Raw genomic sequence first — 14,317 nt, 5'->3', positions numbered from 1 at the left:
GGGGCTGGGAGCTCTGGGTGCGTGGGTCCTGCGGCGGGCGTGAGGGCTGGTCTCCTGCTGCGCCGCACTCCGCGTCGGTGGCCCTGCCGCGCACCGAGCCGTAAGGTTCTCTGACGTGTTCAGACGACGTCCGCAGTTGTTGTGGTTGCTGGTTCCCTACGTGCTCTACCTGGGGGCGCTGCCGCTGGTGAACCGGGTCCGTCCCGTGGTTCTCGGGCTGCCGTTCCTCTTCCTCTGGCTGCTCGGGGCGACGGTGCTGACCCCCGTCGCCGTGTGGCTGACCCGGCGGGGGGACCGCCGGTGAACGCCGCCGTCGCGACCTCCGTCTTCGGGGTCTTCATGGTCGCCACCGTGGCCCTCGGACTGTTCGCCGTGCGCGGGCGGCGCGGCAGGGGCGGGGGAGAGGGCGGCGGACTCGCCGAATGGTCGGTGGGCGGGCGCAGTCTGGGGACCGTCTTCATCTGGGTGCTGATGGCCGGCGAGGGCTACACCAGCTTCAGCTATCTCGGCGCCGCCGGTTGGGGCTACAACTACGGGGCACCGGTGCTCTACGTGGTGGCGTACATGTCCTGCGGCTACGCCGTCGGCTATGTCGTCGGGCCCATGCTCTGGGCGTACGCGCGCAAGCACGGCCTCGTCGGGATCACCGACATGGTGGCCCACCGCTTCGCACGGCCCTGGCTCGGGGCGCTCGTCGCCGTCCTCGCGACCGTCTTCCTCCTCCCGTACATCCAGCTCCAGATCACCGGCATGGGCGTGGTCGTCTCGACGATCTCCTACGGCGCGATCAGTCTGAACTGGGCCTACTTCATCGCCTTCGCCGTCACCACCGGCTTCGTCGTCGTGAGCGGGCTGCGTGGCAGCGCGTGGGTGTCCGTGCTGAAGGACGTGATGGTGATCGCCACGCTGGGCTTCCTAGCCGTCTACGTACCGACGCACTACTTCGACGGTTACGGGCCCTTCCTCGACCGGCTCGTCACCGAGAAGAGCGAGTGGCTGACCTTCCCCGGGCACGGGGACAGCGGGCTCGGGCAGGCCTGGTTCATCACCACCTCGTTCCTCAACTCCCTCACCGTCGTGATCTTCCCGACGACCGTCGCCGGCTACCTCGGCGCGAGGAACGCGGACGTGCTGCGGCGCAACGCGATGTGGCTGCCCGCCTACAACGTCCTGCTGTTCGTGCCGATGCTGCTCGGCATGGCGGCCCTGTTCGTCGTGCCGGGGCTGGTCGGGGCCGAGTCCAACCTGGCCCTCTTCAAGCTGGTCGTGGACTCGCTGCCGGCTTGGTCGGTCGGGGTCATCGGCGTCGCGGCCGCCCTCTCCTCGATCGTGCCGATGGCCGTCTTCATGCTGGTCATCGGCACGATGTGGGGACGCAGCGTGCTCTCGCTCGTGCCGCGCTGGGAGCGGCGGCAGAAGGGCGCGGCCCAGGTGGTCGTCGTGATCGCGGGGGGCCTGGCCCTGCTGCTCACCTACACCGCCCCGAACACCCTCGTGCGGCTCTCGCTGATCTCGTACGAGGGGATGGCGCAGCTGCTCCCCATGGTGCTGCTCGGGCTGATGTGGCGGCGGTTGACGCTGCTCGGGGCGATGAGCGGGCTGGTCGTCGGGGTGGGTGTGGTGTGCGGGTTCGTCTTCACGGAGAACGATCCGGTGTGGGGCGTGAACGCGGGCATCGTCGCGCTCGGCGCGAATCTGGCCGTCGCGCTGGCGGTGACGTACGCGGGGCCGCGCGAGCACGACGAGCGGCCGGACGAGGAGGTGCTCGCCCGGGACGAGATCGATGGGGCCGGGGACGAGGAGCGCGCGGTGGCGGCGGGATGAGGGGGGCTGTGCGAGTGCCCGGTCCGCGCCGTGCCCGTACCGCCCGAGGACGTCGAGATGCGGCCCGGTGACGGGCAGGACCTGGATCCGGACAATCCGGTCTGCCGCGCGCCGCTCCGGCCCCGTCGGCTCCTGCTGCCCATCGGGGCCGATCGGGACTGATCGCGCATGAAGCCGGTTGACGGCGATCGTGTATAACGGTTAAAGGCTGAAGTGCCGCTTCACAGCGCGGCCGAGGGAGCGCGAGAGGGGGAGGATCCGTGGACGCAGGTGCCATGAACCGCCTGCGCGGCGTCCTCGCCCGGCTGCTCCGTCCCGCCGGACTCCTGCTCTTCTTCCTCACCGAGGTCCTGCTCGCCGAGGGCGGCAGCCTCTCCGCCGCGGTCGCGCTCGCCGCCACCGCGGCCGCCGGTACCGCACTCGTCGCCTGCTCGGTCATCAGCGCACGCTGCGCCGTCCCGGTGCCCCGCACCCGGGTCCGTACCGCCATGCGCGACCGGGAGAAACGCACCGCGTTCCTGCCGCAACGAGACCCCGACGCCAAGGGGCGCAGGCGCCCCCGAGCCCCCGGCCGTGTCCTCCTGACGGCCGCGTAGGGCTCCCCTCTCCTTTTCTTCCCTCCTTCGTCCAGGTGCGTACGCCGTGTGCGCGTACGCGTGGGCGCCCCGCGCGGATCGTCATGCCGAAGCTGATCCACTTCCCGGCACGACGAGACCCCCGGAGGGCTCATCCATGTCCGCCTTCATGTCCGCTTTCGCCAGCCTGGTCGGCGCCTTCGCCGATCTGCTCCACCCGTTCTTCCAGACCGCGTCCACCGCTGCCGCGATCGTGCTCTTCACCGCGCTCGTACGGCTCGCCGTGCACCCCCTGTCGCGGGCCGCGGCACGCGGGCAGAAGGCGCAGCGCCGGCTCCAGCCGCAGATCGCCGAACTGCGCAAGAAGCACCGCAAGAACCCCGAGCGGATGCAGAAGGCGCTCATGGAGCTGCACAAGGAGGAGAAGGTCTCGCCGCTCTCCGGCTGCCTGCCCAGCCTGCTCCAGATGCCGGCCTTCTTCCTGCTCTACCACCTCTTCTCCAGCCAGAAGATCGGCAACGACCCCAACGAACTCCTCGGCCACCAGCTCTTCGGCGCCCCGCTGGGCGAGCGCTGGCACGACGCGCTGGCGCACGGTGGGATGTTCGGGGCGCAGGGCCTCGTGTACGTGGGGCTGTTCGTGATCGTCGCCGCGGTCGCCACCTTCAACTACGGGCGTACGAAGCGACAGATGGCCGTCAATCCCGTCACCCCGACCGCCGGGCCCGACGGACAGCCGGTCCCGGGCATGGGGGCGATGACGAAGGTGATGCCGCTGATGTCCTTCTTCACCCTGTTCACCGTGGCCTTCGTGCCGCTGGCCGCCGCCCTGTACGTCGTCACCAGCACCACCTGGACCGCGGTCGAACGGGCCTGCCTCTACCGCGACATGCCGGCCGCGGGCGCCGCCCTGGCCACCGCCGCCTAGGGGCACGCCGGTCCAGTGTGTGAACAGGGTCTTGCGGAGTGATCGGATGTCTTGGACGATCGGACAAGCCTGCGATGGCCGCAACCCATCCGACGGGCCCGATCTCGACCAAGGGGAGACAGACCGTTGAAGCTGCTTCGTGTGGGTACGGCAGGCGCGGAACGACCGGCACTGCTGGATGAGGACGGAACCCTGCGTGACCTGTCGGGAGTCGTCCCCGACATCGACAGCGCGCTGCTCGCCGACGAGGGTGCGCTGGCCCGGGTCCGGGCCGCCGCGGCCGCGCCCGGCGAGCTGCCGGTGCTCGACGCCGGGGGGTTGCGGGTGGGTCCGCCGCTCGCCCGGATCGGCAAGATCGTGTGCATCGGGCTGAACTACCACGACCACGCCACGGAGACCGGTGCGCAGATCCCGGGCGAGCCGATCCTGTTCTTCAAGGCGCCGGACACCGTCGTCGGGCCCGAGGACACGGTGCTCGTGCCGCGCGGCAGCGAGAAGACCGACTGGGAGGTCGAGCTCGCGGTCGTCATCGGGCGCACCGCCCGCTACCTGGACTCCGCCGAGGACGGGCTCGCGCACGTCGCCGGATACGCGGTCGCGCACGATGTCTCCGAGCGCGAGTTCCAGATCGAGCGCGGCGGCACCTGGGACAAGGGCAAGAACTGCGAGACGTTCAACCCGCTGGGGCCGTGGCTGGTGACGGCCGACGAGGTGGCCGACCCGCAGGCGCTGTCGCTGAAGCTCTGGGTCAACGGTGAGCTGAAGCAGGACGGCACGACGGCCGAGCAGATCTTCCCGGTCGGCGAGGTGGTGCGCTACCTGAGCCACTTCATGACGCTTTACCCGGGCGACGTGATCAACACCGGTACGCCGGCGGGGGTGGCGATGGGGCAGCCCGAGCCGAAGCCGTATCTGCGGGCCGGGGATGTCGTGGAGCTGGAGATCGCGGGGCTGGGGCGGCAGCGGCAGGAGCTGAAGGGGGCGTAGGGGGCCAGTTCTGCCCGGGTGCGCCCGGGGGTCGCTCTGTCCTCAATCGCCGGACGGGCTTGAGGGGGCTGGGCTCAGGCTTGATGTGCCGGGCTCGGGTTTGATTCGTTGAAACATCGGAGGGGTGGGCGCTGTCGGTGACAGTGGGCCCGCCCCTTCGGTGCGTCAGCCGGTGATCGTCGTCGCGAACTGCTCCAGGGCCTCGACCACCAGCGCGTGGTCCTCCGCCTGGGGCAGGCCCGAGACCGTGACCGAGCCGATGACGCCCGCGCCCTCGACCGAGATCGGGAACGAGCCGCCGTGCGCGGCGTACGTGCCCGGGTTCAGGCGGGAGGCGTCGTCGAACGTCGTCCCCTTGGCCCGGAACCGGGTTCCGACCAGGTAGGAGCTCTCTCCGTACCGTTCGACGACCCTGCGCTTGCGGTCGATCCAGGCGTCGTTGTCCGCACTCGAACCCGGCAGCGCGGCGTGGAACAGCTGCTGCGCCCCGCGCCGGATGTCGATCGCGACCGGTGCGTGCCGTTCCCGGGCCAGGGAGACGAGCAGGCCGCCGAGCGCGTACGCGTCGTCGTAGCCGAAGTGCGGCAGTGTCAGCCGGCGCTCCTGCGCGATCAGCTCGGAGATGGTCGGAGCGGTGGGGTTCATGCGGACTGCTCCTCGGTGAGGGATCCGGGGGTCGCGGGCAGGGTGACGGTGACGCCCTCGCGGGCCGAGCGGCGGGCGGCCTCCAGGACGTCCAGGGCCGCGGCCGCCTGGAGGGCGGTCACCGGATTCTCGCCCTTTCCGCGCAGCGCGTCGGTGACCGCCGCGTAGTACGCGGGGTAGTCGCCCGGCAGCGTACGGACCGGGGTGCCGCCGCCCGTGAGCGGGGACTCGCCCGAGCCGAGCCGGCCCCACAGCTCCTCGGCCTCCTCGCCCCACGGCCCGTCCGCCGACGGGCGTGCGCCCTCGCGCAGGGCGGCCTCCTGAGGGTCGAGGCCGTACTTCACATAGCCGGCGGTGGAGCCGAGCACCCGGAAACGCGGGCCGAGCTGGGCCGTCGTCGCGCTGACGTACAGGTGCGAGCGGACCCCGCTCGCGTGGGTGATCGCCAGGAACGTGTCGTCGTCGGCCGCCGCGCCCGGCCGGCGTACGTCCGACTCCGCGTACACCCGCACCGCCGGACCGAACAGGACCAGCGCCTGGTCGACGACATGGCTGCCCAGGTCGAACAGCAGCCCGCCGATCTCCTGCGGGTCGCCCGACTCGCGCCAGCCGCCCTTCGGCTGCGGGCGCCACCGCTCGAAGCGGGACTCGAAGCGCTGCACCTCGCCCAGCTCACCGTCCGCGATCAGCGCGCGCAGGGTCAGGAAGTCGTTGTCCCAGCGGCGGTTCTGGAAGACCGAGAGCAGCACCCCGTGCTCCTCGGCCAGGCCCGCCAGCTCCCGCGCCTCCGCGGCCGTACCGGCGATCGGCTTGTCCACGACCACCGGCAGGCCGGCCCTGATCGCGGCGGCGGCGATCGGGACATGGGTCCTGTTCGGCGACGCGATCACGATCAGGTCGAGTTCGTCCGCCCGCTGCCACAGCTCGTCCGGCGAGGCGGCGAACCGTACGCCGGGGAACTCGGCGCGGGCCTGCTCCCGCCGGTCCTCGTTCGACGTGACGACCGTGTCCAGGACGAGACCGTCGGTCGCGGCGATCAGCGGGGCGTGGAACACGGAACCCGCCAGGCCGTAGCCGACGAGTCCGACGCGCAGGGGGGCCGGGGCCGTTCCGGAGGGCTCGTGAGTCGCGTGGGCAGTCATGCGTCCCACTTTCGCAACGCTGTTGCCAAAGTGCAAGCGGCAGCGACAATGGGTCGGTGAACAGGAGTAATAGCGGCGCCAACCTGCCGACGCTGCGCAGCCACAACGGGGCGCTCGTGCTGGACCTGCTGCGGGTCGCGGGCGAGCGCGGGATCAGCCGGCTCGAACTCGCCGAGCGGACGGGGCTCACCCCGCAGGCCGTCAGCAAGATCACCGCCCGGCTGCGGGCCGAGGGGCTGGCGGCCGGGGCGGGCCACCGCGCCTCCACGGGCGGCAAGCCCAGGACCGTGCTGCGGCTGGTGCCGGACGCCGGGCACGCGGTGGGGCTGCATCTGGACCGCGACGGGCTGACCGTGGTGCTCGTCGACCTCGCGGGCACGGTGGTCGCGAGCCGTACGGCCCCACTGGACTTCGGCGCCCCGGCCGACGAGGTGGTCGCGGCGGCGGCCGGCGCGGTCGCCGCCGTGCGCGGCGACGGCACGCGGCCGGTGCTCGGCGTGGGGGCCGCGGTACCGGGGCCGCTCGACCACCGGGGCGGGGTTCTGCACCGCGTCACCGGATTCCCGCAGTGGGACGGCTACCGGCTCGGGGACGCCCTCGCCGCGCGGACCGGGCTGCCCGTCGTCATCGACAAGGACACCAACGCCGCGGCCCTCGGGCTCGCCCTCCAGGCGGCGGGTCCGGGCGACTTCGCCTACCTCCACCTCGGGACCGGGCTCGGCGCGGGGCTGGTGCTCGGCGGGGCGCTGCACCGCGGGGCCCGTACCGGGGCCGGTGAGTTCGGCCACCAGACGGTTCAGCTGGACGGGGTGCGGTGCGGCTGCGGCGGACGTGGCTGCATCGAGGCGCTCTGCCTGGCCGCCGTCGCCCGCGGCGATGTCGCCGAGGCCGCGCGGGTGCTCGGCACCGGCGCCGCCAACCTGGTCGGGCTGCTCGGCATCGACCGGGTGGTGCTGGGCGGACGCACGGTCGCCGCCGACCCCGACGCGTACGTCCGGGGAGTGCGCGCCGTGCTCGACGAGCGGGCCCGGCGCGAGGGCGTCGGCGGGGTGCCGGTTCCGGACGTCACCGCCGGGGGAGGCGACCGGCCGGTCGCGGAAGGGGCGGCGCAACTGGTCCTCGCCCCGCTGTTCGGCCGCGTCGGCGGCAGCGACGACCCGGAGCGGGACGGCCACCCGCAGGGGGACGGGGAGGGTGATCCCGAGCCGCCCCGGCTCGGCTGATCGAGGGGTTCGCCGCCGCCGGCCGGGCGGCCTCGCGGCATGTCTGCGCGGGGGCGGCCCCCTGGGCGTGGCAGCGTCGCGGGTCCATACCGGTGAACTCCGGGTCCGGGGCGAGCCGACCGTTTCCGCGAGCAGCGAAGGCCGCCCCTCATGCCCTCCGTGCCCCCCACCCCGCCCCCGCCCGCCACACCCCCGGAACACCCCGCGCCGGCGTACCCGCCCGCATCCGCCGGGCGGCCCCGGCACGGGCTCGCGCTCGGGCTGGCCGCCGCCAGTGTCGTTCCCGCCGTCGTGCTCGGCGGGGCGGGGAACGCGTCCGCCGCCCCGCCGAGCAATCCGGCCTCCACCCCGGCAACCCCGCTGACCTCGGCACCGGCGGCTGCCGCGGCTGCGGCGGCGGGCGCAGTCACCGCCGACCAGCAGCCCGCCTGCGGTGATCCGGAGGCGGCCGAGTTCCCCATCGACACCCGGATCCACGGCGGCCCCGACACCTACGCCTCCGGCGGCGGCTACGGCACCTGGTTCCTGGACCTGACCAACACCACTACGCGGGCCTGCCGCTCCATCCACCCGGTCCTGGTCCTCACCGACGCCGACCGCAAGCTGACCTCGGACCAGATCCAGCTGAAGTTCTCCGAGCGCGCGCATCCGGACGTGGAACACCGCGTCACCTGGGAGACGACCGACCGGGACGAACACATCGGCGTCTTCGGCGGCGTCGGCGACGACGCCTTCGGGGGCTTCACCGTGCCCGCCGGCCACACCGTCACCGTCCAGGTCAGGCTCGCGTTCACCTCCGACACCAGCGCCGGCCGGATCACCGCCAACGCCGCGATCGTCCAGCGCAGGCACCCGGCGAGCGGCACGAGCGACAGCGGCGGGACCGACAGCGGCACAGCGCCGACGGGCGGTGACGGGGAGTGGGTCGGAGAGTCGGGGGACTATCCGTTCACCGTGGTCGAGGACGGCGGGGGAGAGAGCGTGGACAGCAACGGGACCGGCAACGAGCAGGACGGCACCGGCGAGGTCGGCAAGGGCCACGAGACCGGTGGCACCGGCAGGGAGAGCGACGGTACGGGCGAGGAGCCCGGCCGCCTCCCCGACGGCGCCCGGCCCAGCGGAACCACCACCGGCACCCCGCGCCCCGTCGCACCGGGCCGGGACCCCGCCGGGGTCCCGGAGCTGGCCAGGACCGGTATCCCCGTGCCGTTGCCGCGGCCCGGTCTCACCGTCTCCGGTTTTCTGATCGGCGGCGGAGCCATGGTGGTCTGGTCCCGCCGGACGCGCCGCGCCCGCCGCTGACTTCGAGCCGATCCAGCCTGATCCAAACGAAAGACCCTGGACGTCCACCGGTGTTCATGTCCGTCTGCCACCATCGGGGCGTGGACTACCCGCACGACCAGGCACCTGGCGCACCGATCCGCTCCGGCATCCCGGAGCACGGCCGTATTCCCAAGTACTACGCGGTGAAGGCCCACGTCTCCGTCCTCGTCGAGGAGCTGGGCGAGGGCGGCATGCTGCCGCCGGAACGGGACCTCGCCCTGCGCTACGGGGTGTCGCGCGAGACCGTGCGCCAGGCGCTGCGCGAACTGCTCCTGGAGGGGCGGCTCGCCCGGCAGGGCCGCGGCACGGTCGTCGCGGGCCCCAAGCTGGAGCAGCCGCTCTCCCTCGCGAGCTACACGGAGGGCGTACGCCGCCAGGGGCGCACCCCGGGCCGCCACCTCATCGGGCTGGAGCGGTTCCCCTGCCCCGAGGCGCTCGCCGCCGAGATCGGGGCGGAGCACGGGGAACCGGTCTGGCACCTGGAGCGGGTGCTGCTCGCCGACGACGACCGGGTCGGCCTGGAGAGCACGTACGTCAGCGTGGCCCGGGTACCGGACCTGGCGGAGAAGTTCGACCCCGACTCCTCGTTCTACGCCTACCTCCACGACCGGCTCGGGATCTCCTTCGGTGACGCGGACGAGCGGATCGAGACCGTGCTCGCCACCCCGCGTGAGGCGCTGCTCATCGGCACGCCGCCCGCGCTGCCCATGCTGCTGATCCACCGGGTCTCGCGCGACGCGGGCGGCCGGCCGCTGGAGCGGGTGCGGACCCTGTACCGCGGCGACCGGTTCTCCTTCACCGCCCACCTGAGCGGACGCGGCTGAGCCGTAACGCGGTTCGACGGCAGACCGACGCACGTGGATAACGTAAAGGTAACGGGTCTAGGCCAAGTTTGGGGCTCGGTTCACCCTCCCGTCGCCGTACCGATCCGTACGGGTCACCCGTCCCGAGGAGCGTTGCCGTCGTGAGAGTCATCGTCGTAGGAGCCGGCGTGGTGGGAACCATGCACGCCTGGCACGCAGTGAACCGCGGCCACGAGGTCGTACAGATCGAGCGCGAGAGCGAGGCACGCGGGGCATCGCTCCGCAATTTCGGACAGATATGGGTCAGCGGCCGGGCCGGCGGCGAGGAGCTGGAGACCGCGCTCCGTGCCCGTGAGCTGTGGGAGTCCATCGGTGAGCGGGTGCCGGACCTGGGCTTCAGGGCCTGCGGTTCGCTCACCCCGCTGCGGACCGAACGGGAGACCGCCGTCGCCGAGGCGGCCGTCGCCCGCCCCGACGCGGCGGCCCGCGGCTACAAGCTGCTCACCGCCGACGAGGCCCGCGCGGTCAACCCGGCGCTGCGCGGCGATTTCCGCGCCGCCCTGTGGTGCGAGCGGGACGCGGCCGTGGAGCCGCGCATCGCCCAGCTCGCGCTGAAGCGGGAGCTGCAGGCCTCCGGCCGGTACACCTACCTCGGGGGCCGCGAGGTGCGCGAGGTCGTCGGCGCCGCGTCCGTCCGCGACGACCACGGCGACGTGCACACCGGCGACGCGGTCGTCCTGGCCACCGGCGCCTGGCTCGGCGGCCTCGTCCGCGAACTGGCCGGTCCCGGCCTGCCGGTGCGGCGGGTCCGCCTCCAGATGATGCAGACCGACGCACTGGGCGAGAAGCTCACCACGTCCGTCGCCGACGCCGACAGCTTCCGCTACTACCCCGCCTACCGCGGCGAGGCGCTCGACGCCCTCAACGCCGGACAGCCCCAGACCGCCACCGCCGCCGAACACCGGATGCAACTCCTGATGGTGCAGCGCCGCGACGGCGGACTGACCATCGGGGACACCCACGAGTACGAGCACCCCTTCTCCTTCGACACCGTCGAGGAGCCGTACGAGCACCTCACCGGCGTCGTCGAGTCCTTCCTCGGCCGCCCGCTGCCGCGCATCCGCCACCGCTGGGCCGGGGTCTACGCCCAGTGCACCGACACCGGCCGCGTCGTCCACCGCCAGCAGGTACGGGACGGCGTCTGGCTGGTCACCGGACCGGGCGGACGCGGCATGACCTGCTCGCCCGCCATCGCGGAGACGACCGCCAACGAACTGGGCTGGTGACGAAGTTGACCACGAACGACCCCCGCGCCACGAACAACACCCACGCCACGAACAACACCACCCACAACTCCCGCACCACGGACGGCCCCCGCGACCTGGTCGTCCTCGACATGGCCGGCACCACCGTCTGTGACGGCGGCCTCGTCGAGCAGGCCTTCTCCGCCGCCGCCGAACGGCTCGGGGTACGCCCCGGCTCCGCCGACCACGCCGAGAAGCTCGACCACGTCCGCGCCACCATGGGCGAGTCCAAGATCACCGTCTTCCGTCACCTCTTCGGCGAGGAAACCCTGGCCCAGCGGGCCAACGCCGCCTTCGAGGAGGCGTACGGGGAACTGGTCGACGCCGGCCGCATCGCCCCGGTCCCCGGCGCCCGCGAGGCCGTCGAGCGGCTCCGGGCCGAGGGCCGGACCGTGGTCCTGTCCACCGGGTTCGCCCGCACCACCCAGGACGCGATCCTCGCCGCGCTCGGCTGGCAGGACCTCGTCGAGCTGACGCTCTGCCCCGCCGACGCGGGCGGCCGCGGCCGCCCCTACCCGGACATGGTCCTCGCCGCGCTCCTGCGCACCGGGGCGGTGGACGACGTCCGCCGGATCGTCGTCGCCGGGGACACCTCGTACGACATGCTCAGCGGCGTACGCTCCGGGGCCGGAATCGTCGCGGGCGTCCTCACCGGCGCCCACGACAAGGACCGGCTCACCCGCAGCGGCGCCACCCACGTGCTCGGCTCCGTCGCGGAACTGCCCGGCCTGATCGCGCGGGCCGAGGCATGACGGGCGGGGCCGCGGCCGTCCGCGGCGGCATCAGGTTCGACGGGGTCAGCGTCGCGTACGGCGGGAACATCGTCCTCGACCGGTTCGATCTCACCGTCGAACCGGGCGAGGTCATGGCCCTGCTCGGGCCCTCCGGATCCGGCAAGACGACCGCCCTGCGCGCCGTCGCCGGATTCGTCCGGCCCGCCTCCGGGCGGGTGTACATCGGCGACCGCGACGTCACCGCCCTGCCGCCGCACAAGCGCGGCATCGGCATGGTCGTCCAGAGTTACGCCCTCTTCCCGCACCTGCGGGTCCAGGACAACGTCGCCTTCGGCCTGAAGGCGCAGAAGGCCGACAGGTCCGAGATCCCGGGGCGGGTCACCGAGGCACTCGAACTCGTCGGCATGGCCGCGTACGCCCGGCGCTACCCGCGCGAACTCTCCGGCGGCCAGCAGCAGCGCGTCGCCATCGCCCGCGCCCTCGCCATCCGCCCCGGCGTCCTGCTGCTCGACGAACCGCTCTCCGCACTCGACGCCCAGCTGCGCTCCGGGATGCTCGCCGAACTGGCCCGGCTGCACCGGGAACTGCCCGACGTCTCCATCCTCTACGTCACCCACGACCAGATCGAGGCGCTGACCCTCGCCGACCGGATCGCCGTCATGGACAGGGCCCGGCTCCGGGACTGCGGCACCCCGCAGGAGCTGTACCGGCGCCCGCGTACGGAGTTCACCGCCTCGTTCGTCGGCAACGCCAACCTCCTCCCGGTCACCGTCGCGAAGTCCGCCGGCACCGTGGACTTCGCCGGGCACGCACTCGCCGTACCGACCGGCGAGGTGGCCGCGGGTGTCACCGCCACACTCTGCGTGCGACCGCACCTGGTCGGGCTCGGTGCCGGACCCAACGCGCTGACCGGCACGATCTGCGAGGTCCAGTGGCGCGGCTCCACCCACCGGCTGTACGTCGACGTCGACGGGCACCGGATCAAGGCCGACCTGCGCGAACTGCGCGAGACGCCCGCGCTGGGCGACGCGGCGACGGTGCACTTCGCGGCGGACGACGCGGTGCTGCTGCCCGCGGGGGCCGGTTCGGCCCGCCCGGCGCTCGAAGGCGAAACGGTGAGCGGAGGGGCCCGTGGCTAGCGTGGTGACCGCGGACGTGCGCCCGGCCGCGTCCGGCGGCGGGTCCGTCCTCAAACGCCGGACGGGCCGGAATCTCTGGGCCCTGCCCCCCGTGGCCGTGCTCGCGGTCGTCTTCCTCTACCCGCTGCTCCTCGTCGTCCAGCAGTCCTTCAGCCCCGACGAGGGCGGCACGTCCGTCGCCCCGTACACCGAGGTCTTCGCCTCCGCCTCGTTCCGCTCCGCGCTCACCACCACCGTCTGGCTCGCGGCCGGTGCGACGGCCGGATGTCTCGTCCTCGGCTTCGTCCTCGCCATGGTCATCGCCTTCGTACCGTTCCCCGGCGGCAGGGCCGTCGCCCGGTTCGTCGACGTCTTCCTCTCCTTCCCGTCCTTCCTGATCACGCTCGCCCTGCTGTTCATCTACGGCAACGCCGGTATGGCCAACGGGGTCTGGACCGGGGTCACCGGGGCGGCCGACGGGCCCTTCCACTTCCTCACCACGCCGTGGGGCGTCCTCCTCGCCGAGATCACCTACTTCACCCCGTTCGTGATGCGCCCGCTGCTCGCCGCCTTCTCCCAGCTCGACACCGCGCAACTGGAGGTGGCGTCCTCACTGGGCGCCGGACCGGCCCGGATCGTGCGGCAGGTGATCCTCCCCGAGGCGCTCCCGGCGCTCGCGGCGGGCGGCAGCCTCGTCCTGGTGATGTGCCTCAACGAGTTCGGCATCGTGCTGTTCACCGGCGCGAAAGGGGTCACCACCCTGCCGATGCTCGTCTACAGCAAGGCGATCCTGGAGTCCGACTACCCGGCCGCCTGTGTCGTGGCCGTCGTCAACATCGCGATCTCCGTCGGCCTCTACAGCCTGTACCGGACGGTGAGCCGCCGTGCTGGTGCATAGCCGAACCGGGAAGTGGGCCACCTGGGCCGTCTTCCTGCTGCTCTTCGTCCCGCTGTTCGCGGTGCCGCTGCTGGTCATCCTCGCCGCCTCGTTCACCACGAACTGGTCCGGCGCGTTCCCCTCCGGGCCGACCCTGAAGCACTATGACGCGGCCACCGCCGGCGACTCCCTCCAGGCACTCACCACCAGTCTGGTCACCGCCGGCACCGCCAGTGTGCTGGCCCTGGTCACCGGCTCCTGGGCGGCACTGGCCGCCGCCTCGCTGGGTCGTCGCGGCAAACGGATCCTCGACGCGCTGTTCATGCTGCCGGTCGCCGTGCCGTCCGTCGTCGTCGGGCTCGCCGTGCTCGTCGCGTTCAGCCGGCCGCCGGTGCTGCTCAACGGAACGCCCTGGATCGTGATCCTCGCGCACACCGTTCTTGTCACCGCGTTCGCCTACACGTCGGTTTCGGCCGCGACAGTACGTCTCGACCCGATGTACGAACAGGCCGCCGCCAGCCTCGGCGCCCGGCCCTCGTACATCCTGTGGCGCGTCAGGCTGCCGCTCCTGCTGCCGTCGCTCACCGCGGCCGCGGGGCTCTGCTTCGCCCTCTCCATGGGGGAGCTGAGCGCCACGATGATGCTCTACCCGCCGGACTGGACGCCCCTCCCGGTGCAGATCTTCGCGGCCACCGACCGCGGTTCGCTCTTCACCGGAGCGGCCGTCGCGGTGGTCCTGATGGCGGCGACGCTGCTCGTGCTGTTCGGGGTCTCCCGCATCCGCACCAGGGCCTCCTACCGCTGACCCGCCTCGCTCCACCTCCCGTTTCTACT

The 14,317-nt window shown here is 72.7% G+C and carries 15 protein-coding genes; 13 read left to right on the top strand and 2 right to left on the bottom strand.

The genetic code is table 11. The features are described 5' to 3' along the window. The first annotated feature begins 115 nt into the window (after positions 1-115). From AB0I52_RS10745 to AB0I52_RS10725, 5 genes are all read left to right on the top strand, one after another. Positions 116-304 (top strand): DUF3311 domain-containing protein, encoded by a 189-nt coding sequence (locus AB0I52_RS10745; RefSeq protein WP_363070986.1) that lies wholly within the window; start codon positions 116-118, stop codon positions 302-304. Then, a complete protein-coding gene (locus AB0I52_RS10740) occupies positions 301-1,824 on the top strand; it encodes a sodium:solute symporter family protein (RefSeq protein ID WP_363070984.1) in 1,524 nt (507 codons plus the stop codon). Before AB0I52_RS10745 ends, AB0I52_RS10740 begins: the two co-directional genes overlap by 4 nt. 275 nt (positions 1,825-2,099) lie before the next feature. Next, positions 2,100-2,420 carry a DUF6412 domain-containing protein gene (locus tag AB0I52_RS10735; RefSeq protein WP_363071014.1) on the top strand — a complete coding sequence of 107 codons (321 nt, stop codon included), beginning with the start codon at positions 2,100-2,102 and terminating at the stop codon, positions 2,418-2,420. A 136-nt stretch (positions 2,421-2,556) separates the two neighbouring features. Then, a complete protein-coding gene (locus AB0I52_RS10730) occupies positions 2,557-3,327 on the top strand; it encodes a YidC/Oxa1 family membrane protein insertase (protein WP_363070982.1) in 771 nt (256 codons plus the stop codon). 126 nt (positions 3,328-3,453) lie between these two features. Further along, the gene (locus tag AB0I52_RS10725) at positions 3,454-4,314 is read left to right on the top strand and encodes a fumarylacetoacetate hydrolase family protein (RefSeq protein WP_363070980.1); all 861 of its coding nucleotides are present in this window, start codon (positions 3,454-3,456) and stop codon (positions 4,312-4,314) included. A gap of 165 nt (positions 4,315-4,479) precedes the next feature. On the opposite strand, the gene AB0I52_RS10720 is transcribed toward AB0I52_RS10725, so the two are convergent. Then, positions 4,480-4,959 carry a heme-degrading domain-containing protein gene (locus AB0I52_RS10720; RefSeq protein WP_363070978.1) on the bottom strand — a complete coding sequence of 160 codons (480 nt, stop codon included), beginning with the start codon at positions 4,957-4,959 and terminating at the stop codon, positions 4,480-4,482. Continuing rightward, positions 4,956-6,101: a Gfo/Idh/MocA family oxidoreductase gene (locus AB0I52_RS10715; protein WP_363070976.1), complete on the bottom strand. Its 1,146-nt coding sequence runs from the start codon at positions 6,099-6,101 to the stop codon at positions 4,956-4,958. Before AB0I52_RS10715 ends, AB0I52_RS10720 begins: the two co-directional genes overlap by 4 nt. Before the next feature lie 56 nt (positions 6,102-6,157). Between AB0I52_RS10715 and AB0I52_RS10710 the strand changes: the two genes are divergently transcribed. The 8 genes from AB0I52_RS10710 to AB0I52_RS10675 all read left to right on the top strand — a co-directional run bounded on the left by AB0I52_RS10710 (position 6,158) and on the right by AB0I52_RS10675 (position 14,288). After that, positions 6,158-7,324, top strand: a complete 1,167-nt coding sequence (locus tag AB0I52_RS10710; RefSeq protein WP_363070974.1) for an ROK family transcriptional regulator — start codon at positions 6,158-6,160, stop codon at positions 7,322-7,324. Positions 7,325-7,474: 150 nt separating this feature from the next. Next, a complete protein-coding gene (locus AB0I52_RS10705; RefSeq protein ID WP_363070972.1) occupies positions 7,475-8,626 on the top strand; it encodes a hypothetical protein in 1,152 nt (383 codons plus the stop codon). A gap of 80 nt (positions 8,627-8,706) precedes the next feature. Beyond that, the gene (locus AB0I52_RS10700) at positions 8,707-9,471 is read left to right on the top strand and encodes a GntR family transcriptional regulator (protein ID WP_363070970.1); all 765 of its coding nucleotides are present in this window, start codon (positions 8,707-8,709) and stop codon (positions 9,469-9,471) included. A gap of 140 nt (positions 9,472-9,611) precedes the next feature. Then, positions 9,612-10,736, top strand: coding sequence for a TIGR03364 family FAD-dependent oxidoreductase (locus AB0I52_RS10695; RefSeq protein ID WP_363070968.1), 1,125 nt, complete (start codon positions 9,612-9,614; stop codon positions 10,734-10,736). Between the two features lie 110 nt (positions 10,737-10,846). Beyond that, entirely contained in the window at positions 10,847-11,506 is a 660-nt protein-coding gene (locus tag AB0I52_RS10690; protein ID WP_363071012.1) for a phosphonatase-like hydrolase, read from the top strand. Next, the gene (locus tag AB0I52_RS10685; protein WP_363070966.1) at positions 11,503-12,627 is read left to right on the top strand and encodes an ABC transporter ATP-binding protein; all 1,125 of its coding nucleotides are present in this window, start codon (positions 11,503-11,505) and stop codon (positions 12,625-12,627) included. Before AB0I52_RS10690 ends, AB0I52_RS10685 begins: the two co-directional genes overlap by 4 nt. A 16-nt stretch (positions 12,628-12,643) precedes the next feature. Beyond that, positions 12,644-13,504 carry a 2-aminoethylphosphonate ABC transporter permease subunit gene (locus AB0I52_RS10680; RefSeq protein WP_363071010.1) on the top strand — a complete coding sequence of 287 codons (861 nt, stop codon included), beginning with the start codon at positions 12,644-12,646 and terminating at the stop codon, positions 13,502-13,504. Beyond that, a complete protein-coding gene (locus AB0I52_RS10675) occupies positions 13,491-14,288 on the top strand; it encodes an ABC transporter permease subunit (protein ID WP_363070964.1) in 798 nt (265 codons plus the stop codon). The genes AB0I52_RS10680 and AB0I52_RS10675 overlap by 14 nt, the downstream gene beginning before the upstream one ends. Positions 14,289-14,317 lie beyond the last annotated feature (29 nt).

The sequence above is a fragment of the Streptomyces sp. NPDC050423 genome, from assembly GCF_040655445.1.
In the GTDB taxonomy this organism is placed as follows: domain Bacteria; phylum Actinomycetota; class Actinomycetes; order Streptomycetales; family Streptomycetaceae; genus Streptomyces.
This window is presented reverse-complemented; position numbering and strand designations above follow the sequence as displayed.